Raw genomic sequence first — 22,003 nt, 5'->3', positions numbered from 1 at the left:
GGGATGCGCAACAGGGCGGACGGCACGCGGGCCGCACCCTCCGCGCCCACCGCCGAGGCCCGCCGGCGGAGCCCCGGACAGGCCGTCGCCCATGTCGTGCAGAGCGGGGTCACCGTCCTGCGGCGCAAGCTGACCGCCGGCGAAGTGGGCTCGCTCCCGGTCGTCCTGGTCCTCGCCGCGGTCTGGATCACCTTCCAGTCCCTCAACGAGAGCTTCCTGTCGCCCCGGAACCTGTCCAATCTCAGCGTGGACATCGTGGGCACGGGACTGATCGCGGTCGGCATCGTCTTCGTGCTGCTGCTCGGCGAGCTGGACCTGTCGGTCGGCTCGGTCAGCGGCCTCGCGGCGGCTGTCTTCGCCATTCTGAACGTGAACCACGGCGTGCCCGAATGGCTCGCCCTCATCATCGCCGTGTTCGCGGGCACCGTGACGGGAGCCGTCCAGGGCTTCTCCGTCGCCAAGACCCGCGTACCGGCTTTCGTCATCACCCTTGCGGGGCTGCTGACGTGGGACGGCCTCATGCTCTACGTCCTGGGGACCAGCGGCACCGTCAACCTCGACGAGAACGGGCTCGTCGCCAAGCTGACGAGCCACTACTTCACCAACGACGGCGCCGCCTACGGCCTGGCGGCGGTCGGCACGGGCCTGGTCTTCCTCGTGTCCAACCAGGACAGACGGCGCCGCAAGGCAGTGGGCATGCCGCACCGCACACTCCGGGGGGTCGGCGTGCGCACGGGAGTCCTCGCGGTGGTCGCGTTCACCGCCGCATACCTGCTCAACCGGTTCCAGGGTCTGCCGCTCGCCCTGCTGATCTTCCTCGTGGTGGTGGCCGGCCTCGACATCGTGCTGCGCCGCACGCACTACGGTCGGCAGGTCTACGCGCTCGGCGGCAGTGTCGAGGCGGCGCGCCGCGCCAGCCTCAGTGTGACGCGGGTGCAGACCGCGGTGCTCGCCGTCTCCGGCACCATGGCCGCGATCGGCGGCTTGTTCCTGGCCTCGCGCATCACCTCGGTGAGTGAAGGGGCGGGCTCGGGCATCCTGCTGCTCAATGCCATCGCGGCGGCCGTCATCGGTGGCACCAGCCTGTTCGGAGGACGCGGTACGACGTGGTCGGCGGTGCTCGGCATGCTGGTCATCCAGTCGATCGCCTCGGGCATGGTGATCACGGACACCCCCACCGCCGTGCAGTTCATGATCACCGGTGGGGTGCTTTTCGCCGCCGTGGTCATCGACGCATTGTCACGACGCTCGCAGGAGGCACATGGGCGAGCGTGACAGGTGCCATGGTGCTGCTCTGCCGACGAGCAGTTCTGCTGGTGGCCGGTTCCGCCGGTGGCCGGTTCTGCCGGTGGTCAGTGTGGTTGCCGCAGTCCCGCGATGAGGAGTTCGACCAGTCGGCGTGCGTCGTAGCGGGGATCGCTGTCCGCGCCGATACAGAGGTTCCCGACGCCGCGCATGAGCTCGTAGGCCTCGATGCCGGAGCGGATCTCGCCGGCGGCGGCTGCGGCTTCGAGCAGCTGGGTGCATACGGGCACTAGGCGGTCGAGGAAGTAGGCGTGCAGGGTGTCGAAGCCGGCGTTGTCGGACTGCAGCACGGCGGCGAGTCCGTGCTTGGTGACCAGGAAGTCGACGAAGAGGTTGATCCATTGCCCCAGTGCGGCATGAGGCGTTGGACTGGTCGCCAGCAGGGCAGGACCGGCCTCGGCGCAGGCGTCGACCTGGTGCCGGTAGACGGCGATGATGAGGTCCGCCCGGGTCGGGAAGTGGCGGTAGATCGTGCCGAGGCCGACGCCGGCCTCGGCCGCGATGTCGCGTACCGGGGCTTCCACGCCTGACGCGACGAAGACCGTGGCGGCCGCGTCGAGCAGTGTCTCCTTGTTACGCCGGGCGTCCTTCCTCTTGGACTCGGCCTTGGACTGATCCTTGGACCGGGCTGGGCGCCCCGCGCCCTCGTCGCCGTCGTTCACAGCGCCGCTCCCTCCGCCATCGAGCTTGCCAAAACGGAACGACGTTCCGTATCGTCATACCGGAACGAGGTTCCGTTTGACCATGATGTCAGAGCCACACGCCACCCTCAACGGAGGAGACACAGTCATGCAGTACCGCACCTTGGGCCGCACCGGTGTGCAGGTCAGCTCCCTCGCGCTCGGCGCGATGAACTTCGGCAAGATCGGGCGCACCACGCAGGACGAGGCCACCGCCATTGTCGACGCGGCCCTCGAGGCCGGGATCAATCTCATCGACACCGCCGACATGTACAGCGACGGCGAGTCGGAGGAGATGGTCGGCAAAGCCATCGCCGGCCGCCGCGACGACATCGTGCTGGCCACGAAGGCGGGCATGCCCATGGGCGATGAGCGCAACCACCAGGGCAGTTCGCGCCGCTGGCTGGTCACCGAATTGGACAACAGCCTGCGCCGCCTCGGTGTCGACCACGTCGATCTCTACCAGATCCACCGGTGGGACCCGAGCGCCAGCGACGAGGAGACGCTGTCGGCTCTGACCGACCTGCAGCGCGCGGGAAAGATCCGCTACTTCGGCTCCTCGACCTTCCCCGCGTACCGCATCGTGCAGGCACAGTGGGCCGCCCGCGAGCATCACCTGAGCCGTTACGTCACCGAACAGCCCAGCTACTCGATCCTCCAGCGCGGGATCGAGACCCACGTCCTGCCGGTGACCGAGCAGTACGGGCTCGGTGTGCTGGTGTGGAGCCCGCTGGCCTCGGGCTGGCTGTCGGGCGCGATCCGCGAGGGCCGGGAGATCACCACCAACCGCTCGGCGTTCATGCCGCAACGCTTCGACACCGCCATCCCCTCCAACCGGGCCAGGCTCGACGCCGTCGAGCAGCTGGCCGGGGTCGCCGATGAGGCCGGGCTGACGATGATCCAGCTCGCGCTCGGTTTCGTGACCGCGCATCCCGCCGTGACCAGCGCACTCATCGGCCCTCGCACGCCGGCCCATCTGCACGCGCAGCTCGCCGCCGCCGACACCGTGCTCTCCGCCGACGTACTCGACGCGATCGACGCCATCGTCGCCCCCGGCACCGACCTCGCCGCGCACGAGAAGTACGACACCCCGCCCGCGCTGCTCGACCCGTCACTGCGGCGCCGCTGATCGCGGGCCTGTGCCCGACTCCTCCGGCCGGCGCTTGCCGTCGCCCCGGCGGCCGGGCAGGACAGCGAGGACGATCACGCTGCCGACGGCCATGATGATTCCGCCGACGAGGCTGGTCCTGGCCACGCCCTGCGCGAAGGACTCGTGTACGGCGTCCACCAGGGCCTGGGCCTGCTGAGGGCTGCCGGTGGGTGTCTTCGCGATCTGCTCGGCGACCGCGAGGCCGCCGCCCACCGAGTCCTTGGCCGTTTCCATGGCGGCGGCCGGGAGCCGGCCGCCGACCAGGTCGGTCAGCTTGTCCCGGTAGGCGGTGCCCAGCAGCGAGCCGAGGATCGCGATGCCGAGGGAGCCGCCGAGTTCCAGTGCGGTGTCGTTGGCGCCGCCGCCGACGCCCAGCTCGGACTCGGGGAAGGAGCCCATGATGGTGTCGGTGGCCGGGGAGACGCTCAGGCCGATAGCGAAGCCCAGCAGCAGCACCGGGCCCAGGAAGTCGCCGTACGTCGAGCCCGCGTCGATCCGCGTGAGCAGGAAGACGCCCACGGTGCCGATGACCATGCCGGCCGTCACCGTCGCCTTCACGCCCAGCTTCGGGGTCAGGCGTCCGGTCGTCGCGGCGCCGGCGAAGACGGCTCCGGCCAGCGGCAGCAGTCGTACGCCCGTCTCCAGCGCGCCGTAACCGAGCACGAACTGCAGGAACTGCGTGGCGTAGTAGATCGCGCCGAACGTGCCGAAGAAGAAGAACAGCACCGCCGCCATCGAACCGCTGAAGGGACGCAGCCGGAACTTGCGCACGTCCAGCATGGGGTGCGGATGCCTCAACTCCCACACGACGAACGCCGGCAGACCCGCCCCCGCGACAACGGCCGCGGCGATCGGACCGGTGCCCCAGCCGAAGTGCGGGCCCTCGATGGTCGCGTAGACCAGGGAGCCGACGAAGACGATGGAGAGCAGGCCGCCGATGTAGTCGATCCGGCCCATGCCCTGCGCCTTGGACGGCGGGACGAGCACCAGGGCGCCGATGACGGCGGCCACCGCGACGGGGACGTTGATCAGGAAGGTGGATCCCCAGGCGTGGTCCTCCAGCAGCCAGCCGGCCACCAGCGGGCCGACGACTACGGCGAGGCCGGAGGTGGCCGTCCAGGCGGTGATGGCACGTGCCCGCTCACGCCTCGGGAACATCGCGACCAGCAGGGACAGCGTGGCGGGCATGACCACGGCGGCGCCGACGCCCATGACCGCGCGGGCCGTGATGACCAGCTCCGTCCGGTCGACCAGGCTGCCCGTCACCGAACCGGCCGCGAAGATCACCAGGCCCGTGATGAGCGCGCCGCGGCGGCTGTACTTGTCGCCGATCGAGCCCAGGACGAGCATCAGCGCGGCGTACGGGACGGTGTAGCCGTCGATGACCCACTGGAGGTCGCTGCTGCTCAGGCCCAGGTCCGTCGTCATGTCCGGCACGGCCACGATCAGCGACGTGTTCGCCATGACCACGATCAGCAGGCTCAGGCAGAGCACGATCAGGGCCCACCACCGGCGTGAGTACGGCTCAGTCGTCTTCTCGACGGGTGCGGTGGCAAGGAGGGACATGGGGACTCCCAGGGACGAGTTAATTGCACACCAATGAGCAGGCTAGTTTATTGCCCATACATGTGCAAATATCTCAATTCCCCTTCCCCTCTCCCCCGGTCCCCGCGGGTGCCCTGGCACGCTCGGCCCTAACCTTGTGGCCGGTCGACGACCGCTACCGCAGGCACATCGCACCGGCGTCCGGGTCCAGTTCAATCTCGTACGTACAGCCCTGCGACGCCTCAGTCGTCGGCGGCGACCTCTGCCGTGACCATGGAGGAGGCGACGTCGTCGACCACGGCACGCGCCTGCTTCTCCGGCAGACCGGCCGCGATCAGCATGGCCACGGCGACCCGGGTGCCGTCGTCCTCCAGTGCCCCGGTGTTGACCTGCTCCAGCAGGGCGACCGTCATGGCTTCCAGGCCGGCGCTCAGCACGGCGGGCGTCAGGTGGGTGTGGAAGACGCCGTTCCGCTGCCCACGCTCCAGGATGGCCGTGACCTCGTCGCGGGCCGGCTTGAGGATCTCGGTCACGCGTTCCGCGCCGAGGTCGTGCCGGGCCAGCGCCAGGAGCATCCGGTAGCGGTCCCCCACGGGCCACATCGTCAACGTGAAGTGCGCGAGCGCCCGCTCGGCCGGCTCCGTCGGCTTCACTGCGGCCGCCACCGCGCTCCGGAGGGTCCCGGAGGCTTCCTCGGCCAGTGCCTCCAGCAGCGCCACCCGTCCGGGGAAGTGACCGAAGAGAGTGCGCCGCACGACACCGGAGGCCCGCGCCAGCTCCTCCAGCGTGATGTCCGGGTTCCGTCCCAGCTCCCGACGCGCCGTGGCCAGGATGCGCGCCCGGTTGGACCGCGAATTACGTCGCTGCGGCTCACGGGCTACGGGCTTGGGCACGGAAACCTCAGTGGATCAGAGTGGAGAACGACACAGCAACGGAGAACGACACAGCGGTACCACGGCGCATCCATTTTGGCATGCAGGCCGCGGACCCCGGCCGGATCCGTCGATTGCCGCACCGAAGCGCCGTCGGTCACACCGGAGATCGATCGTTCTGACGGTGGCGGACACAGGAGGCGACGACCACAAAGGGCCACAGGGACTGGACGCATGTCACCACGCGTTCGGCGACACCGGCGTCACCATGACGATTGATTTCGACCAGGAACCATGCCGCGCCGACGCCCATCAGAGTGGTCATCACGATCGAGGGCGCGGGCCGGAGTCCCCATGGTGCGGCTCCACTGCGATCGGCAGCCAGGACCGGCCACACCGCAAGGAGAGTGAATCCGACCACGACAACTGAACCGTGGGACAGGGAACCCCCACTGCTCGGCGCCGGGAACAGGGCCACCACCAACGCCGACACACCACCGCCGGCCAGCGCCACACGTCCGGCGGGTGCGGCCGGGCGCAGCCACCAGGCGGTCAGCAGGTGGCAGGCACCCAGGGCGAGCAGCGCTCCAGTCATCACCCAGAATCCCGCCGCCCCGTAGGCCGCCAAGACGCTGATCGTCTGCGTGGCGGGGTCGTAGGCGGACCCTTCGAGTGCCGCCGCGACCGTCCAGCCTCCGACGAACAGGACAGGCGCACACCCCGACGAGAGCAAGGCCCATCTCGGCACAACTCGCATCGATCTACCGTAAAACGGCCGATCAATTTCAGCCGCGTACGTCGCCGCGCAGGGCAAGCAGTTCCCGCAGGGCAAGCAGTTCGCGGGGCATTCTTCCGGCTCGTGACCGGGTTATCGCTGGCAGTGGGAGAGCAGGCTGCGTACGGCGGCGGAGGTGAAGGTGATCGAGTCGGTGTGCCCGAGGTCGATGGCCAGGATGAGGTCGGTGTCGGTGGGCCAGTTGGCCGCCAGGACCTCCAGTTGCAGCTGCCGGTAGCACTGGATTTCGGGGAAGGCGTCCGAGAGCCTTTCTTCGCAGGTGAAGACCACGACGGCCTGGGTTCCCGGAGGGTATTCGAGCACAGGAAGGGTCATGGCACCGGTGTCCTGGGCATCGCGCATGGCGATGTCGGCGGGCAGGGGCACCAGAACGTCGCTGGCGATCAGGGTGTCCAGCGCCGACGGGTCGTAACGGTGCCGGCTGAGATCGCGCAGAGCGTCCTGCGCCGCGGCCGTGAGCACTTCCTCGGGGATGGCGATCATGGCCTTCGTCCTATGTGCGACCGGCAGGACCGTCCGGTACGTGACCTGCGCTTCCGAACGGGCGTTTCTCTACGTACCCCAGGTGAGACCAGGTATGCGCACACCTCCGACCGACACCGCTCAGGGGCCACCGTGCTTTTTCTGCTCTCGCACAGCCTCCGGTTCACCCGCCGCGTCCCGCGGTACGGCGGTGTCTTCCGGCGGGTCCACTTCGACCGGTGGGCGCCAAGGCCCGCGTTCGACCGGCTCGCCCGGCTGGAGACCTTCGACGGGGCCTTCGGCGATCTCCGGCTGTTGTACGTCGCTGCCGGCCATCGCCGATGTGTCCCCCTTGCCGACAGAGGCCCGCGTCCCACGTGACCTCTCCGCCGCGTCGGTCCGCTGCCCCTCTTCCTCCTGGGGCACTTCCTCACGCTCTGCCATCGTCTCCCACCTCACATCACACAACATGCTCGTCGACTTCAGCGGCCCACGGCGGGTACCCATGACCGCGCCCCTCGCACGCGATGTGTTTCGTGGCGTCCATCAGCCTTCGACCCCGGTCGCGTCATGGGCCGCGCCCACGGGTTTCGACTCGGGCGAGCCTCGTTGGCGCAGATAGATCGACAGCACGGCCATCGAGGCCACCGCCAGCAGTTCGGACTGCCAGTTCTGCAGGGTGCGGCTCCAGAAGTCGGCCGAGGTGACGTACTGGCCGTAGCTGACCGGAGCCTGCAACTGCCGCAGATGCTGTTCGTTGTAGGCGACCACGCCGACGACGGACTGCGTCAGCCAGGAGATGAAGAACAGGGCGGCCATGACGAGGCCCAGGGAACGGGAGTACAAGGCCAGTCGCCAGCCCCGCCGCCGCGCCCAGCGCGGTGACCTGGCCCCGCGTGTCCACCGACCAGTTGCTCCTTGTCGGACTCGGTGCCGGCCTTGTGCAGTTCCTTCGACTCCGGGGATCCCCGTTGCAGGAACCAGACGGTGACGAAGATGTAGAGGAAGAACTGAAGGTACTCGGACTGCCAGTTCTCCGTGACGTCGACGGCGAAGTCCGAGGAGGCCAGGTAGGAGCCGAAAGTCATCGGTTCCAGGCCGTCCTCGGTGAGCTGGTTGTTGAAGTCCGCGTGTCCTGCGAAGGCCTGCCCCGCCAGGGCCAGCAGAAAGCCGGTGCCGAACACGAGGCTCAGTCCGTTCTCGTGGACGAATCGGCGCGTCATCGGTGCATCAGCCCCACAACCATGAAATAGGCCGAGCCAGCGATCACGATCAGCAGACACAGCGAGAACATGATTCTCATGGGTCTTCTCACCCGCCTTTGATCTCACACTGGTAAGGCTGCTGCGGACGGGGCCGGCATCCGGCGGCCGTCACCTTCCAGCCGGAGGCGAAGTGCGAAAGGAACAGCGTGTCGTCGGTGAGGACCACCCTGGCCTGCTCGCCGTAGACGTCGACTGTGCGCTTCCCGCCCCGGGTGCGAAGCTCTTCCTCCTTGATCGCCTGGTCGCACGGCGCCTTCGCGGACCGCTCCACCTCCATGCGTGTCTCCGGGGCCAGTGCGGCGCACGCCGCATCGCCGTCGCCGGCGCGCAGAGCCCGCGTGAACGCGTCCGCCGCGGCGGACGCGCCGTCGCCGCGCTCACCGGCTGTGCCGCACCCCGCGACCATCGCGAGCGCTGCCGCCAGCGCGACGCACCACCGCGACGGTCTGCTCGACATCACGCGCCTCGCTTCGATATCACGCGCCTCGCTTTCGCCTCCGGAGACCGGACCGGCTCTCCTCCGGCACGCTGTGCGCTGAGTACCGCGCACGGGAAGGGTCAGGCGTCTTTGCCCCGCGGTACGGCGGGTGCCACGTGGATCTGCACTTCACCGATCCGGTGGGGCAGCCATGTGCGGGCGTACGGGGGCGGTTGGTCCTCCTGTGTGGTGAGGACGGCGACCGGCAGGCGCCGGGCCGTTCGCTCGATGTCCGCGCGGGTGGTGTTGGCGTTGTGGCCGCCGGTCTGGGCGGACGAGCACCGGGCGTAGAAGGCGATCGGGATGGCCTCGTGCCCGGTCAGCAGGCAGGGCGGTCGTACGCCGAGCCGGTGCAGCTCCGCTGCCGTGCGGGCCCAGTCGCGGCGGGAGTCGTAGGTGCCGTCCACGATGTGGTTCAGCACCGCGTACTGCACCGCGAGGTGTCCGGCGAGACCGAGCGCCACCAGTGCCACGGCCACCTTTCGCCGGGTTCGACTGCGGCCGGCGACCAGGTGGGTGAGCGCGTCGGCGACCGGGATCGCCAGCAGCGCGTACGCGGGCAGCAGGAAGCGTGGGGCGGCGTATCCGATCAGAAACAGGTAGGGGAAGGCGGCTGTCGCGGCGCAGGCCAGGGGCAGGAGCGTGCCGGCCGTGCGCCCGGCCCGTACGGCGATCGCAACGCCGAGGGCGGCCAGCAGGGGGAGGACGAACCACCAGATCATCACGGCCGGATGCGGCCATGGCGCGGTGCACGGACGGCACAGGGTCCGCCCGACCAGGGTGCGCGCCTGGTCGTCGATGGCGAAGTTCCAGCCGAGGCCGCCCTGGATCCAGGAGGCGTCGGCCAGCCGCTGCGACAGGCCGCCATGACTGACGTACGCCTCGACGACCCACTCACCCGCCCCGGCGACCAGCCCCGCGACGAGCGCCACCAGCAGTCGCCATCGACGCCAACGACGGACGCACACCAGCAGGGCCAGCAGTGGCAGGGTCACCCAGATCGCGTCGGTGGGTCGCATCAACGCCATCAGCGCCGCGCTCACGCCCACACCCCACAGCGCCGCCCGGTCGAAACGGTCCCCCTGGGCGCGCAGGAAGCAGCCGACGCCCGCCAGCGCACCGATCGCGACCCAGTAGTTGGGCATGGCCTGCGGGCCGTAGAACAGGGTCACCCACAGCGTCGCGAACAGCGCGCCCGCCAGGCCCACCACCCGTACGGGGAACAGTCCACGCCAGACACGCAGCGCCAGGAACAGGCCGAGTCCGGACAGCAGCGCCAGATAGACCCGCAACAGAGCCGTGGACGACGACCACGAGGCGATGGGCGCGACGAGCAGCGAGACTCCGCGGGCTCGCGGCGCGCTGAAGAACGCCTCCGGGGCATGGTCGCTGACCTGGCTGACGTACACGATCTCGTCCCAGCCGAGGCCCATCCCGGGGCGTACGAGGGCCAGTTGGGCCAGCGTGAAGGCGCCTGCGACGACTGCCGGCCAGCTCTGAGCGCCGAGCCGCCATGACGTGCGCTCCCGCGGTGACGGGCCGCGACGCTCGGCGTCGACGAGCGGGACGTGCAAGGTTTTGGGCATCGTCCACCCTTCGCCCAGCTTGGAAAGCGTGAAAATCATGACAACCATCAAAAGCACTGAAACGCGGTAAATATGGACAAATTAACGCGCGTCGCCGCGAGCCGCAGCGCGGAGGCGCCGCACGGGGGCACAGGACGTCTGGCCGCCCACAGTGCCGTCTCCACGGCACTGGCCCTGTGCAGTGATCACCGGCTGCGTGAGCTGGTGGACGCGGCCGAACCGCTGGGTGTCGGTATCGGCGGGAAGTCGGCGCTGTTGGAGGTCGCCGGCAACCCGGTGTTCGTGAAGCGGGTACCACTGACGGACCTGGAGATGCGGCCGGAGAACATCCGGTCCACCGCAAACCTGTTCGTCCCTGGGGCTCCGCCCCGGACTCCGCTCTCGGCCTGGCGGCCTCGTCCTCAAACGCCGGACGGGCTGAATTCAGCCCGCCCGGCGGAAAATCAGCCCGTCCGGCGGAAGTCAGCCTGTCCGGCGGAAAATCAGCCCGTCCGGCGTTTGAGGACCGGGGGTCCGGGGGCTGGCCCCCGAAACGGGGTCCGGGGCGGAGCCCCGAGAGGGGGCCAGGGGCGCAGCCCCCTGGCGGGGTCTGGGGCGGAACCCCAGGGGATGTGTACCCGCGCCGGTAGGCGCAAGGTACGGCTTGGCCGTCAGCGCAAGTTCAGACGGTACGTCAGCGGAGACCTCCCGGTGATCAGCACCCGCACCCCGTCCGGTGTGAGCGAACCGCTCATCCAGGAGTAGCGCTCCCCCGCGTCCACCACCGGCGGCTGTTTGCCGCCCTTGCCGTTGCCGGGGCCGAAGGTGATGCGGTCGTCGCCGACGGTGTACGTGGCTTCTCCTCGGACGAGTTGGTACGTGTCCGGGGAGCCGGCGACGGGTTCCAGGCCGTCGCCGGTCAAAGTGCCGCCGCGGCGGAAGCAGAGTTCCAGGGCGAACGGCACCTCCGAGCCGGCCAGTTCGACGTCAAGAGTCCAGGAGCCGTCGGCCACCTCTCTCACCACCACTTCGGTGCGGAGCGTGCGGTACTCCTTCGGCCGGTGCGGGAAGTCCATGGCCGACCAGAAGCGGCCGTCGTCGGTGAGCGGGTAGAGGCCGTCGCGGCGGCGGTGCTGGGGCGGCAGCGGTTGGTGGTAGGCGGCGCGGACCTCCGCGGTGAGGCGCCAGCCGCCTTCCGCGCGCTCCAGGTTCTCCGCGCGGAAGTGGCCGAGCGAGAAGAACTGCGGGGCCAGGCGGAGGGAGTCGAGGATGGCACCTCCCCTGCGCATCTTGAAGAAGGTGGGGTTGGTCGACAGGCCGGAGGAAATGGCGCGCACGTCCGGGAAGTCGGTGCCGCCGAAGATGCTCGCGGTGGCGTCGCCCCGTCGTACACGCACCAGGGCGCAGCTCTCGTCGTGATGCTCGAAGTCCCGGGGCAGCTCGGTGACCTGGGGCAGCTTGCGGGCCAGTTCGGGCCGGTCGAGGATCTCCGCGAGCCGGTCGCCCGGCGGGGTCTCGCCGAAGGTCTGGTCGGCTCCCCGCTGCTGCAGCAGCTCGGCCACCCCCGCGAACCGCCCGTCGCCGTCGCGAATCGCCAACTCCCGGTACTGGAGCCAGAATTCAGGAAGGTAGCGCAGGACGGTCTGGTCCTGGCGGCGCGAATGGACCGACTCCACCTCACCGTTGGGCTCGATGACGTACAAGGTGGCGGCGAGGTTCTTGCGTACGACCGCGTAGAGGTCCCGGCGTCCGTGGTGGCGCGCGAGGGTCAGGAGCGCCGGATTGGTCACCACGGCCGAGTAGGTGGGGCTGCGCTCGCTGTACTCGCCGCCCGGCAACTGGTCGATGCCCTCCGCGAGCCAGGCGTCGATGCGGCGCGGGTACGCCGGGTCGGGCCAGCGGCGGTGGATGCGGGCGAGCGCGGCGCACACCAGCCAGCGGTGGTTCGCCGTGTGCAGCCCGCCGGTGGCGAGTGCCGGGCCCGCCGCGCGCAGGATCCGCTCGACGGTCGCCCGCAGCTTCCCCGTCGGCCGGTGACCGTCCTCGTCGAGCAGGCTGTACGCCAGATTCAGGTCGACGATCGAGAACGCGGTGTCCGGCGGCGAGTGGGCCGCACCCTGGTCCCACAGCCCGTCGTCGAACTGCTCCTCGGCCAGCGTGTCCGCGAGCTCCCCCAGCGGACCCAGCAGCGCATCGTCGTGGTGATACGCCGACCCGCCGTGCACATAGACCGAGGTGAGGGTGCGCAGCGCACGGGCCGAGGAACGCGCCTTGCCCTGGTCACGCAGTTCCGTGAGGTACGCGCCGTACCCGTCGAGGACCGACTTGGCGCGGGCGTCGGCGGCCGTGGTGAGAAAGGCGAGGAAGTCGGTGTCCAGCCCGTCCGCCTCAACTCCCGTGTCCGCCACGGCAATTCCCGGAGCGGCGGCAGCGGCAGCGGCTGCCGTGGTGGTGGAGGCGGCGAGAAAGGTCCTGCGGCCCATCATGCGGCCTCCTTACTAGGGGCGTTACCAGGGGCGTTACCAGGGGCGTCGGACTGGGACGACACCGGTGTGTCAGGAAACGACAGTCGTACGTCGATCGCCGTCAGCGCCAGCGCCAACGGCCCCGGTGCCAGGAACGCCAGCGGCAGCAGCATCCATGCGCAGAGCCCGGCCGCCGCCACGGCGAGGAGTACGAGGCCGGAGCCGCCCACATCCCGTACGGAGTCCCGGGCCGCCCCGCGCACCGCCGCGGGCCAGTCGGTGAGCGACTCGGGGCGGGCGCAGGCACGCAGGCCGACGACAGCGGCGTACGCACCGATGCCCGCGGCGACGGCGGCGAAGAGCGGCGCACCCGGCAGCCCCGCCCGAGCCAGCGCCAGGTCCGCCAGAAGAAGGAGTACGCCCGCCGCGGACAGCGCACCGGCCGCCAGGTCACCGGCCCGCAGCCGTTGCCGCAGCACGGCCAAGTACCGCCCCGCCGTGGCGGGTTGGTCCTCGCGCGCGCCGCGCAGCACCGCGCAGGCCGTGGACAGCGCCGCCGGCAGCGTGACGACCGGCAGCGACACCAGCGCCGTACAGACCCCCACACTCAGCACATCCGCGAACAGCGTCATCCGCGGCCCGAAGATCTCGCCCGCCTCGCGGGCCTGCCCGGCGCTCATCCCTTGCCCCTTCATCCCTTGACCCCGGAGTTCGCCATGCCCTCGACCAGGAACCGCTGGAAGGCGAGGAAGAACAGCACGATCGGCAGCAGCGCGATCACCGACATCGCGAACATCGGGCCGAAGGCGGACTGGCTGGAGGCGTCCACGAACTGCCTGAGCGCCAGCGTGAGCGTGAAATTCTCGGGCGAGAAGAGATAGATCAGCTGGGTGAAGAAGTCGTTCCACGTCCAGATGAAGGTGAAGATCGCGGTCGTGATCAGCGCGGGACGCGTCAGCGGCAGGATGACCAGGAAGAAGCTGCGGAACGGGCCGCAGCCGTCGATCCGCGCCGCCTCCTCCAGCTCACGCGGCAGCCCCCGCATGAACTGCACGATGAGAAACACGAAAAAGGCCTCAGTGGCAAGGAACTTGGGCAGGATCAGCGGCCAGTACGTGTTCACCATGCCGAGCTGGTTGAAGATGATGTACTGCGGGATCAGTACGGCGTGGTGCGGCAGCATGATCGTCGCGATCATGAACGCGAACAGCGGCCCACGGAAGCGGAAGCGCAGGCGGGCGAAGGCGTACGCGGCCAGGGAGCAGCTGAGTACGTTGCCGATGACCGCGCCGCCCGCGATGAACAGGGAGTTGCCGAGCAGCCGCCACACGGAGACGTCTTCCACGCCCTCCAGAGCGGTCGAGTAGTTGGACCATTCCAGGCTGCTGGGCAGCAGGTTGAGGCTCGCGATCACCTCGTCGGCGGGCTTCAGCGAGGTGGCGAGCAGCCACGCCAGCGGATACAGCATCACCAGGAGCGCGGCCAGACAGCCGACGTGCAGGGCGACACGCCGCCAGGCAACAGGCTTGCGGACAACGGGAGTTGCGGTGGTCATCGGGCTCCCCCATCGGTGTCGGACGCGTAGAAGACCCAGGAGCGCGAGGTCCGGAACAGCACGGCGGTGACGGCGCCGATGACGAGGAGGAGCGCCCAGGCCATCGCGGAGGCGTAGCCCATGTGCGAGGCGACGAAGCCGCGGTCGTAGAGGTAGAGGGTGTAGAAGAGCGTGGAGTCGGCGGGGCCGCCCTTGCCGGCGCTGATCGCGAAGGCGGGGGTGAAGACCTGGAAGGCCTGGATGGTCTGGAGCACCAGGTTGAAGAAGATCACCGGGGACAGCATGGGCACGGTGATGGACAGGAACTGCCGCCACCTGCTCGCCCCGTCCACGGCGGCCGCCTCGTACAACTCCCCCGGGATCTGCTGGAGTCCGGCGAGGAAGATGACCATCGGCGCGCCGAACTGCCACACCGTCAGCAGCGCGACGGCGAACAGCGCCCAGCCGGGCTGGTTGACCCAGCCGCCGGTGCCGAGCAGGTTGTCGACCGTGCCGCCGTCGTTGAAGACCGCCCGCCACACCAGGGCGATGGACATGGAGGCGCCGAGCAGGGACGGCGCGTAGAAGGCCGAGCGGTAGAAGCCCTTCCCGCGCCGCATGGACTTCAGGGCGAGGGCGACGACGAGGGCCAGGCCGAGTTGGAGGGGCACGGCGATCACGACGTACGTGAGGGTCGCGACCACCGAACGCCAGTAGCGCGGGTCCTCGGTGAACATCTGCGTGTAGTTGCGCAGACCCACCCACTGCGGCGGGTTGAACAAGTCGTAGTCGGTGAAGGAGAGATAGAGCGAGACGGCCATCGGGAGAAGCGTCAGGACGGCTGCGCCGAGGACCCACGGGGAGAGGAACACCCAGGCGGCGCCCTCCCGTTGACGGCGCGGGGGCTTCTTCCCGGTGTCGGCCTGCCGCTTGCGTACAGCCGTCGGCATCTCGGTGGTGGTCATGACCTCAGCTCCGCATTCGCCTCGGTGACGTAGCTCTCGGCCGCCTCGCGGGGCGACATCCGCTCGTACGACACCTGGTCGTAGTCGCGCTGGAAGGTGGTCTGCAGGGCGCTGTCGCCCGAAGGGGGCGCCTGAGGCGGGTCGTTGAGGTCACCGTCGAGGGAGGCCTGGAAGTCGGCGACCGTCTTGTCGAAGTCCTTCAGCCCGGGTGCGATCTTCTCGCGGACCGACTCGTTGACGGGGATGCCGCGGGTCGCGCCGAGGATCTTCGCGGCGTCCATGTCGTTCAGCATGAAGTCGATGAACCGGGCCGCCTGCTTGGGATGACCGGAGCTGTCCGCGATACCCATGAACATCGACGGCTTGAAGTACTGGCCGGGCGTGCCGTCCTCACCCGACGGCATGGGCGCCAGTGTGACCCCACTCGGAACGAGTGCCACGAAGCCACTGGACGGCGCGTCCCAGTTGTTGTCGGAGAGAGCCTTGCCGCCGCGCCCGAGCGGGGTGTTCTCGACGGTGCCGTCGAGCTGGGTGGTCTCCTCGGCCGGTGAGACGGCTCCCTCCCGGCGCAGCCGGTCCGTGAAGGTCCAGTAGCGCGTCAAGTCGCCGGCGGTGAAGCCGAGTTTGCGGTCCTTGGTGTACAGGGCCTTGCCCTGGCCGCGCAGCCAGACCTCGAAGGCGTCCTCGCTCCATCCGGGATCGGTGCCGCCGGGCTTGCCCGTCTTCTCGGCGAGGGAGCGCATGGAGTCGGCCCAGTCGTTCCAGGTCCAGCCTTCGCGGGGCAGCTCGACTCCGGCGTCCTTCCACTGCTTCGTGTCGTACACGATGGTCTCGGTGCCGCGCGCCTGGGGGACCGCGTACTGCTTGCCGTTCACGACGCCCGTGGCGAGGAGGCCTTTGTCGATGTCCGCGATGCTGAGCGCGGACCGCTGCTTCGCGAGGTCCAGGAGCACACCGCCGGACGCGTACTGGTCGATCATGCGGTAGTCGAGCTGCATCACGTCGGGGGCGTCGCCGCCGGCGGCCTGCGTGGCCAGCTTCTGCTTGTAGGCGTCGTATCCCGAGAACGACGTCTGTATGTCGATGTCGGGGTGCCGTTTCTCGAACAGGGCGACGGCCTCCTGGGTACGGGCCGCCCGGTCCGGGTTGCCCCACCAGGTGTAGCGGAGCACGACCTTGCCGCCGCCGACCGAGTCGCCGGATCCCGAACAGGCGGAGAGTGCGGCACAGAGTGCCAGCACCGTGGCCGTCGCCCAGGACTTCCTTGTCCTGTTTCCGGGCATACGCGGAGTCACCTCTCCCAGGTCTACCAGTTAGAAAGCGCTTGCTCCCTGGCCGACCCTAGGTAACGTCCGGATGTCACAACAAGACCCGTGCACCGAGAAACGGAATGTACCTGACCATCGTGACAGACCTCGCCGACGGATCGACAGGGCGGGACGACGGACGGCGGCCGGGCGCGGCGGTGGATGGGCGCGGCGCCCGGTCCGGCAATCGGCCGTCGGTCGTCAGCTCATCGGCCGTCAGCCGTCAGATCACCAACACCACCTTCCCCCGCACATGCCCCCCTTCGCTCAACGCCAGCGCCTTCGCCGCCTCCGCGAGCGGGAACCTCTCCGCGACCGGCACCCTCAGGCGCCCCTCGACCGCGAGGCGGGCGTGATGGGCGAGGCCCTCGCGTACCTGCTCCTGCGGCGTACCGCCCGCCGAGAACCGCACACCGTGGCTCGCCGCGCCAGGGTCGGCGATCGTGACGACACGGTCCGCCGTGCCGCCACGCAGCTCGATCGAGTCGGACAGCGCACCCCGGCCCGCCGCGTCGAACACCGCGTCGACGCCCTGCGGTGCCACGGCCCGCACCCGCTCGACCAGACCGTCCCCGTACGCGGCCGGGACAGCACCGAGGGACCGCAGGTAGTCATGGTCGGCCGGGGACGCGGTGCCGATGACGGTGGCGCCGAGGGCCATGGCGAGCTGCACCGCTGCCGAGCCGACCGCGCCCGCGAGGAGGGCGGAGCGCGGGTCCGGTGCCGCCGCGCCCGCGCGGTTCAGGGCGGCGGCCAGCCGCTCCTGGTGGCGTACGAAGACCGCGCGGAACAGCGCCGCCTTGCCGCCGGGGAAGTGGTGGTACGCGGCGCGGCGCCCTTGGTCACCCCCGCCGCCGCCTCGGCGACCGCGTCGACGGACGCGCCCGCGTAGCCGTACCGGCCGAACAACTCCTCTGCCGCGTCCACCAGTTGGGCGGTCGTCGCACCGGAACGTTCGGCCTGGCTCCGACGGACATATGGCTCACCGACTCCCTTGACAGGCATACCGGTGGTACGTAACTTAACCGCCCCTATTACATACCCTCGGTATGGAAGTGAGCCGGCTCATGACAGCACAGGCATCACGACAGTCACCTCTCTTCGCCGTCTACGGCGCCACCGGCCACACCGGACGTCTCGTGGCCGCCGAATTACTCGCCCGGGAACAGGAGTTGATCCTGTCCGGACGGAACGAGCAGGCATTGCGGTCACTGGCCACCGAGCTGGGGGCGCCCGATCGCGTCCGCGTCCACGCCGCCCCCCTCGACGACCGCCCCGCCCTGCGCGCACTCGCCGAGACCGCCGACGTGATCATTCACTGTGCGGGGCCCTTCACGACGACCAGTGAGCCGGTCGCCGCCGCGGCGGCCGAGACCGGGACCGTGTACGTGGACCACGCGATCGAGCCGCACCCCATCAAGAACCTGTTCGACTCCTTCCAGGCCACCGCCCAGCGCACGGGTGCCGTCCTCATTCCGCAGATGAGCTTCTACGGCGGACTCGGGGACCTGCTGGCCGCCGCTGCCGCCGACGGGCTGCCCGGCGTGGACAAGGTCACCGTCGGCTACGCGGTCACCGGCTGGCGCATGACCCAGGGAGCGGTGAACACCGCCAATCTGCTCATCGGCGAGATCGACCGCATCAGCTTCGTGGACGGGGCGCAGCGCATCGGGCCGGTCGAAGTCCGCAACGCCGTCTTCCCGTTCCCGCCGCCGGTCGGGCCGCGCACGACGATCGTCCCCTTCCCCTCGGGTGAGGTCGTCACGGTGCCTCGCCATGTGCCCGCCCGTGCGGTCGAGGTCCAGCTCACCTCCTCCACCTTCGAGGAGGAGCAGATCTTCAGCAGCGTGGACGTGAGTCCGGAAGAACGGGCGCAGACCGAGTTCACGGTCGCGGTGCAGGTCACCGGAAGCTCCGGCGGCGGACGCAACGCCCATGTCCGCGGCCGCGACATCTGGCGGGTCGGCGCCCTCGTCTCGGTCGAGGCGGCGGTCCAACTGGCAAGCGGGGAGGGCCCGGAGAAGACGGGAGTACTGAGCCCGGCCGAGGCCTTCCCCGCCGCCGCGTTCCTGCGCCGGCTCGCGGAACTCGACGACACGCTGGCGCTCAGCCTGCCCGAAGGCTGAGCCTGCCTGAGGGCTGAGCCTGCCGCCGAGTTTCCGAGGTCTCCGTCACCCTCCGCCGAGAATCGGCGGGTTGGCGAACCGCACCAGTTCCAGGGCCTGTTCGGGGAACCAGTCCCCCGCCTTCGGGTCGACCATCCCGCGCTCCGGATCCTCCGGGCCCTCCGTGCCGCGCAGGCACAGTCCGTCCGACTCGCCCGGGATCTTGATCCACAGCCGGGCGTCGTGGAGAGGATCGCCCGTGCGGAGGGTGGGGCGGGCGCCGAGGCCGCGGTCGGGCGGGTTGCACCAGTCCTGCGGGTCCGTGTACTTGCCCGGGGGCGGCGTCCAGGGGCCCTGGCCGTTGCGGCTGGAGTCGGTGACGAAGTGCTTCATACGGGAGGCCGGTACGCGTACGTTCTCGTCGAGCCAGGCCTGGGCGTCGGCGCGCGGCCAGCCCTGGTGGGGGCAGTCGGCCACGTCGCCGCCTCCGTCGACGTACGCGATGCACGACGAAATCAGCTTGCCGTACCAGGAGTTGGCATCGTCGGTCTGGTAGTTGGAGGTGTTGGTGTAGAAGCCGGTGGCGCGCGCGATGCCGCCCTTGAGGAGGCGGGGAACGATCGAGTTGACGGTGTGCCAGCCGGGGTGGCCGGTGTCCAGGTACACCCGGGTGCCGCGCAGCGGTTCCAGCTTGTCCACCGCGTAGTTGACCTCGGTGTAGCGGGCGGCGGTGAGCGTGCCCTGGGCGTCGTCCTGGCCGCAGTCGGCGGGGACGAGGGCGAGCGAGTCGGGTTCGAGGACGATGAGCGCGTCGCGGCTGCCGATGCCGCGCGCGATCGCGTCGATCCACGCCTTGTACTCCGCCGTGTTGGAGGCGCCGCCGCCCGAGTAGTTGGAGCAGTCGCGGCCGGGCACGTTGTAGAGCGCGAAGACGGGCAGTGCGTCGTCCTTGTCCGCCTCGCGCGCCACGTCACGGATCTGCCGCTCGACCTGGGCCGGCGTCTGATCGCCGTACCAGACCGCCTGCGGTGTGCGGGCCATGGTCAGGATGCCTGCGGCGTCCCGGACTTGGCCCGCGCGGGCGAGCTCGAAGGCCTGCCTGTACGCCGCCGGGTTGGCCTCCGGGACGTACAGGCCGGGTCTGTGCCGTTCGGGGTCCGCCGCATCCGCCGCGCCGGCCGTCGGCGCGCTCAGCAGAGAGGCCAGGCCGACCATTAAGGCAGCCAGGCCTGTTGCGATACGTCTCATGGGTTCACTCCTGGGTCGCAACGGTCACTCGTGGACTTGCGGGAGCGCTCCCACACGAGACTCGCCGCACACCTTGCACCCGTCAAGGTGGTTGTACCAGACGGCTCGGGACCCGCCTGAAGTCGTTTCCCGAACCACGCGGTCCGGTTACGATCAACGGGCGGGCCGATGCCATGGGTGCGTCGGTGAGTGGGCTCGTCGGTGGAAAGGGAGAACGTGCACCAATTGGAGCTCCGGATCGACTCCGGTCCCGAAGCGACCGCGGAGCAGACGGACCGTCAAACAGCCGGTCTGTACCGCGACTTGCGGACGCTCGGCGTGCTGCGGGTGGAACGCAAGTCCGCGGCGGCACCTCCCGGTTCGATGGCCGGCGCTGGGCATGACCTCGCGGTGCTGGTGCTCAGCGGCGTCTTCTCGGCGGCCGCGGTCAAGTCCCTGAGCAATGTCCTGATCGCCTACGTGCAACGCTCGAAAGCGCGGGCCGTCGAATGGGAATTCGACGGGCACAAGGGCTCGTTCAGCGCCCTGTCCGCCAAGGACCAGCACACCCTCGTCGAGGTGGTGACCGCGCGGATCAGCGCCGAGACCACTGCTGCCTCGGGTGACGGGAGCACCGACGGCGAACCGGGAGTTGGCGATGGCGGGACGCCGGATCGCACTGCTGATCGCGACTGACGGCTACCAGGACCCCGGACTCAACCAGCTCAGGGCTCCGGCCCGGGGCGCCTCCGAGCTCAAGGCCCTCCTGCGGGACCCGGCGATCGGCCGGTTCGACTTCGTACGCGAACTGCTGAACCGGCCCAAGCAGGAGATCGAGACCGCGGTCGAGGAGGTGCTCAGCGACCGCTCCCCGGACGATCTGGTACTGCTCTACTTCGCCTGCCACGGCATCAGGAACGACGCGGACCGCCTGTTCTTCGCCACGCTGGGCACCCAGCTGAAGCGTCCGCACACCACAGCCATCCCGGCGGCCTTCATCCACCAGCTCCTCGAGGAGTGCGAGGCCCGTACCAAGATCGTGCTGCTGGACTGCTGCTACAGCGGGCTCTTCCACCGGGGCGCACCCATGTCGGCCGCTCCCGTGGACGTGGAATCCGCGCTCGTCGGGCGCGGCACGTTCGTCATCACGGCGTCGACGGCCCTGGAGTACGCGTACGAGGGCGAGCAACTGGCCCTCGACAACAGCCTGTCGGCCCCTCGGTTCACCGGGGCCGTCATCGAGGGGCTGAGCACCGGCCTTGCGGACCAGAACCGGGACGGGGTGATCACTCCGGAAGAGCTGTACACCTACGTCCACGACACGGTCATCAACCAGGCGGGACCCGAGCAGACGCCGACCAAGTCGGGCCAGTGCGAAGGGCACGTCGAGCTGGCGTACGCGCCCTGGATCGACGCCTCCGCAGGACCCGCCGCCCGGGCTGCCATGGCCGAGGAACTCGCGCTCGGCTCGCTGCTGCCGCCGCCCGTGGAGACCGTCGACCGCGGCTTCATCTGCGACGCCTGGGAGGGCGCCTCCCGGCTCGTCGCGCCCATCGGCCGCCTGGAGAACGGCACCGGCGGCGACCTGATGTGCGTCGACTTTTCCAGCCGGGACGGGAACGCCGCGGTCGTCGGCAAGCTGGGCAGCGGCAAGACGACGCTGCTGCGCTCGTTGATCATGTCGCTGGCCCTGACGCACACCCCGCACGAGGCGGAGTTCTATCTGCTGGAGGGCGCGGTCAACCGGCTCGGCGTGCTGCGCTCACTGCCGCATGTGCGGACGTACGCCGCGCCGCACGAGCACAGCACGGTCGAGGCCGCTCTCACGGCGGTCAAGGCCGTCATCTCCACCCGGCGCACCCTGTTCCGCGATCTCGACATCGACTCCATCGAGGCGTTCCGCGCGCTGCGCACCACGGACCGGATCGAGGAGGGAGCCGCGAGCGACGTCTTCCTCGTCGTCGACGGCTGGCTCGACTTCTGCTGGGAGCACCCCGAGTTCGCCGACACGATCAACCGGCTGGCCAACACCGGGCTGAACTACGGCGTCCATCTGCTCGTCACGGCCCGCCGCTGGAGCGACTTCTCCACGGACCTGCTGGGCCTGCTGGGCACCCGGCTCGAACTCGCCCTGGACGACCCGGAGGAGTCCGCCTTCGACGCGGCGCTGGCGTCGGGGGTCGCGGTGGGGTGGGCGCTGTCGCGGCGCCGGCGGTTCCGGGTGGCGGTGCCGCGGTTCGACGACGGGGCCGGTGTGGCGGCGGCGCGGGAGTCGCTGGCGG

The 22,003-nt window shown here is 69.8% G+C and carries 20 protein-coding genes and 3 pseudogenes; 6 read left to right on the top strand and 17 right to left on the bottom strand.

From position 1 onward, the window contains the following. Nucleotides 1-3 precede the first annotated feature (3 nt). The gene (locus G5C60_RS17595) at nt 4-1,275 is read left to right on the top strand and encodes a sugar ABC transporter permease (protein ID WP_165260259.1); all 1,272 of its coding nucleotides are present in this window, start codon (nt 4-6) and stop codon (nt 1,273-1,275) included. A 77-nt stretch (nt 1,276-1,352) separates the two neighbouring features. Here G5C60_RS17595 and G5C60_RS17590 read toward each other — a convergent pair whose 3' ends face one another. After that, nucleotides 1,353-1,967 (bottom strand): TetR/AcrR family transcriptional regulator, encoded by a 615-nt coding sequence (locus tag G5C60_RS17590; RefSeq protein ID WP_165260257.1) that lies wholly within the window; start codon nt 1,965-1,967, stop codon nt 1,353-1,355. 127 nt (nt 1,968-2,094) lie between these two features. Here G5C60_RS17590 and G5C60_RS17585 point away from each other — a divergent pair, with 127 nt between their 5' ends. Further along, entirely contained in the window at nt 2,095-3,114 is a 1,020-nt protein-coding gene (locus G5C60_RS17585) for an aldo/keto reductase (protein ID WP_165260255.1), read from the top strand. Here G5C60_RS17585 and G5C60_RS17580 read toward each other — a convergent pair. The 8 genes and pseudogenes from G5C60_RS17580 to G5C60_RS17545 form a co-directional block, all read right to left on the bottom strand. After that, nucleotides 3,097-4,701, bottom strand: a complete 1,605-nt coding sequence (locus tag G5C60_RS17580; RefSeq protein ID WP_165260253.1) for an MFS transporter — start codon at nt 4,699-4,701, stop codon at nt 3,097-3,099. The two genes, G5C60_RS17585 and G5C60_RS17580, sit on opposite strands and share 18 nt — an antisense overlap. Before the next feature lie 221 nt (nt 4,702-4,922). Beyond that, nucleotides 4,923-5,573 (bottom strand): TetR family transcriptional regulator, encoded by a 651-nt coding sequence (locus tag G5C60_RS17575; RefSeq protein WP_165260251.1) that lies wholly within the window; start codon nt 5,571-5,573, stop codon nt 4,923-4,925. A gap of 136 nt (nt 5,574-5,709) precedes the next feature. Then, nucleotides 5,710-6,309: a DUF998 domain-containing protein gene (locus tag G5C60_RS17570; protein WP_165260249.1), complete on the bottom strand. Its 600-nt coding sequence runs from the start codon at nt 6,307-6,309 to the stop codon at nt 5,710-5,712. Between the two features lie 111 nt (nt 6,310-6,420). Beyond that, a complete protein-coding gene (locus G5C60_RS17565) occupies nt 6,421-6,831 on the bottom strand; it encodes an SseB family protein (protein ID WP_165260247.1) in 411 nt (136 codons plus the stop codon). Between the two features lie 120 nt (nt 6,832-6,951). After that, nucleotides 6,952-7,254: a hypothetical protein gene (locus tag G5C60_RS17560; protein WP_165260231.1), complete on the bottom strand. Its 303-nt coding sequence runs from the start codon at nt 7,252-7,254 to the stop codon at nt 6,952-6,954. Nucleotides 7,255-7,356: 102 nt separating this feature from the next. Next, a pseudogene (locus G5C60_RS17555) lies at nt 7,357-8,033 on the bottom strand (DUF6766 family protein). An 88-nt stretch (nt 8,034-8,121) separates the two neighbouring features. Further along, nucleotides 8,122-8,532 carry a hypothetical protein gene (locus G5C60_RS17550; RefSeq protein WP_206439655.1) on the bottom strand — a complete coding sequence of 137 codons (411 nt, stop codon included), beginning with the start codon at nt 8,530-8,532 and terminating at the stop codon, nt 8,122-8,124. 101 nt (nt 8,533-8,633) lie between these two features. Beyond that, the gene (locus tag G5C60_RS17545) at nt 8,634-10,139 is read right to left on the bottom strand and encodes a hypothetical protein (RefSeq protein WP_165260245.1); all 1,506 of its coding nucleotides are present in this window, start codon (nt 10,137-10,139) and stop codon (nt 8,634-8,636) included. 72 nt (nt 10,140-10,211) lie between these two features. On the opposite strand from G5C60_RS17545, the pseudogene G5C60_RS52160 reads away from it, so the two are divergent. Beyond that, nucleotides 10,212-10,490 (top strand): annotated as a pseudogene (locus G5C60_RS52160) (protein kinase family protein); the annotation flags it as partial. Between the two features lie 299 nt (nt 10,491-10,789). Here the strand turns inward: G5C60_RS52160 and G5C60_RS17540 are convergent. From G5C60_RS17540 to G5C60_RS51155, 7 genes and pseudogenes are all read right to left on the bottom strand, one after another. Then, the gene (locus G5C60_RS17540; RefSeq protein ID WP_206439654.1) at nt 10,790-12,604 is read right to left on the bottom strand and encodes a hypothetical protein; all 1,815 of its coding nucleotides are present in this window, start codon (nt 12,602-12,604) and stop codon (nt 10,790-10,792) included. Next, the gene (locus tag G5C60_RS17535) at nt 12,601-13,263 is read right to left on the bottom strand and encodes a hypothetical protein (RefSeq protein WP_241266882.1); all 663 of its coding nucleotides are present in this window, start codon (nt 13,261-13,263) and stop codon (nt 12,601-12,603) included. Before G5C60_RS17535 ends, G5C60_RS17540 begins: the two co-directional genes overlap by 4 nt. Nucleotides 13,264-13,274: 11 nt before the next feature. After that, nucleotides 13,275-14,138, bottom strand: coding sequence for a carbohydrate ABC transporter permease (locus G5C60_RS17530; RefSeq protein ID WP_165260243.1), 864 nt, complete (start codon nt 14,136-14,138; stop codon nt 13,275-13,277). Continuing rightward, complete coding sequence (locus G5C60_RS17525; RefSeq protein ID WP_165260241.1) at nt 14,135-15,082, bottom strand: carbohydrate ABC transporter permease; 948 nt, start codon at nt 15,080-15,082, stop codon at nt 14,135-14,137. Before G5C60_RS17525 ends, G5C60_RS17530 begins: the two co-directional genes overlap by 4 nt. Beyond that, entirely contained in the window at nt 15,079-16,365 is a 1,287-nt protein-coding gene (locus G5C60_RS17520; protein ID WP_165260239.1) for an ABC transporter substrate-binding protein, read from the bottom strand. The genes G5C60_RS17525 and G5C60_RS17520 overlap by 4 nt, the downstream gene beginning before the upstream one ends. A 247-nt stretch (nt 16,366-16,612) precedes the next feature. Further along, nucleotides 16,613-17,086: pseudogene (locus G5C60_RS51160) on the bottom strand (zinc-binding dehydrogenase); the annotation flags it as partial. Nucleotides 17,087-17,130: 44 nt separating this feature from the next. Beyond that, nucleotides 17,131-17,394: a TetR/AcrR family transcriptional regulator gene (locus G5C60_RS51155; RefSeq protein ID WP_241266881.1), complete on the bottom strand. Its 264-nt coding sequence runs from the start codon at nt 17,392-17,394 to the stop codon at nt 17,131-17,133. Between the two features lie 62 nt (nt 17,395-17,456). Here G5C60_RS51155 and G5C60_RS17510 point away from each other — a divergent pair, with 62 nt between their 5' ends. Beyond that, nucleotides 17,457-18,515: a saccharopine dehydrogenase NADP-binding domain-containing protein gene (locus G5C60_RS17510; RefSeq protein ID WP_165260237.1), complete on the top strand. Its 1,059-nt coding sequence runs from the start codon at nt 17,457-17,459 to the stop codon at nt 18,513-18,515. Between the two features lie 45 nt (nt 18,516-18,560). On the opposite strand, the gene G5C60_RS17505 is transcribed toward G5C60_RS17510, so the two are convergent. Further along, on the bottom strand, nt 18,561-19,742 hold the full coding sequence (locus G5C60_RS17505; RefSeq protein WP_165260235.1) for a glycoside hydrolase family 6 protein: 1,182 nt from the start codon (nt 19,740-19,742) through the stop codon (nt 18,561-18,563). Nucleotides 19,743-19,958: 216 nt separating this feature from the next. On the opposite strand from G5C60_RS17505, the gene G5C60_RS17500 reads away from it, so the two are divergent. Together G5C60_RS17500 and G5C60_RS17495 are read left to right on the top strand one after the other, a co-directional pair. Beyond that, on the top strand, nt 19,959-20,417 hold the full coding sequence (locus G5C60_RS17500; RefSeq protein WP_338145848.1) for an effector-associated constant component EACC1: 459 nt from the start codon (nt 19,959-19,961) through the stop codon (nt 20,415-20,417). Beyond that, nucleotides 20,380-22,003 (top strand): caspase, EACC1-associated type (locus G5C60_RS17495; protein WP_206439653.1); only part of this gene is annotated, 1,624 nt, incomplete at its 3' end. The genes G5C60_RS17500 and G5C60_RS17495, both read left to right, overlap by 38 nt.

Origin of the sequence: Streptomyces scabichelini (assembly GCF_011045015.1) — a bacterium.
Taxonomy (GTDB): Bacteria; Actinomycetota; Actinomycetes; order Streptomycetales; family Streptomycetaceae; genus Streptomyces; species Streptomyces scabichelini.
Note: the sequence above shows the minus strand (reverse complement) of the source record. Positions and strands in the feature narration are given on the sequence as shown.

Bases quoted from the DNA above. Each gene is read 5' to 3' on its own strand.
- G5C60_RS17595 (WP_165260259.1), top strand. From the start codon at position 4: ATGCGCAACAGGGCGGACGGCACGCGGGCCGCACCCTCCGCGCCCACC.
- G5C60_RS17585 (WP_165260255.1), top strand. From the start codon at position 2,095: ATGCAGTACCGCACCTTGGGCCGCACCGGTGTGCAGGTCAGCTCCCTC.
- G5C60_RS17580 (WP_165260253.1), bottom strand. From the start codon at position 4,701: ATGTCCCTCCTTGCCACCGCACCCGTCGAGAAGACGACTGAGCCGTAC.
- G5C60_RS17570 (WP_165260249.1), bottom strand. From the start codon at position 6,309: ATGCGAGTTGTGCCGAGATGGGCCTTGCTCTCGTCGGGGTGTGCGCCT.
- G5C60_RS17565 (WP_165260247.1), bottom strand. From the start codon at position 6,831: ATGATCGCCATCCCCGAGGAAGTGCTCACGGCCGCGGCGCAGGACGCT.
- G5C60_RS17560 (WP_165260231.1), bottom strand. From the start codon at position 7,254: ATGGCAGAGCGTGAGGAAGTGCCCCAGGAGGAAGAGGGGCAGCGGACC.
- G5C60_RS17550 (WP_206439655.1), bottom strand. From the start codon at position 8,532: ATGTCGAGCAGACCGTCGCGGTGGTGCGTCGCGCTGGCGGCAGCGCTC.
- G5C60_RS17545 (WP_165260245.1), bottom strand. From the start codon at position 10,139: ATGCCCAAAACCTTGCACGTCCCGCTCGTCGACGCCGAGCGTCGCGGC.
- G5C60_RS17540 (WP_206439654.1), bottom strand. From the start codon at position 12,604: ATGATGGGCCGCAGGACCTTTCTCGCCGCCTCCACCACCACGGCAGCC.
- G5C60_RS17535 (WP_241266882.1), bottom strand. From the start codon at position 13,263: ATGAGCGCCGGGCAGGCCCGCGAGGCGGGCGAGATCTTCGGGCCGCGG.
- G5C60_RS17530 (WP_165260243.1), bottom strand. From the start codon at position 14,138: ATGACCACCGCAACTCCCGTTGTCCGCAAGCCTGTTGCCTGGCGGCGT.
- G5C60_RS17525 (WP_165260241.1), bottom strand. From the start codon at position 15,082: ATGACCACCACCGAGATGCCGACGGCTGTACGCAAGCGGCAGGCCGAC.
- G5C60_RS17520 (WP_165260239.1), bottom strand. From the start codon at position 16,365: ATGCCCGGAAACAGGACAAGGAAGTCCTGGGCGACGGCCACGGTGCTG.
- G5C60_RS51155 (WP_241266881.1), bottom strand. From the start codon at position 17,394: ATGCCTGTCAAGGGAGTCGGTGAGCCATATGTCCGTCGGAGCCAGGCC.
- G5C60_RS17510 (WP_165260237.1), top strand. From the start codon at position 17,457: ATGACAGCACAGGCATCACGACAGTCACCTCTCTTCGCCGTCTACGGC.
- G5C60_RS17505 (WP_165260235.1), bottom strand. From the start codon at position 19,742: ATGAGACGTATCGCAACAGGCCTGGCTGCCTTAATGGTCGGCCTGGCC.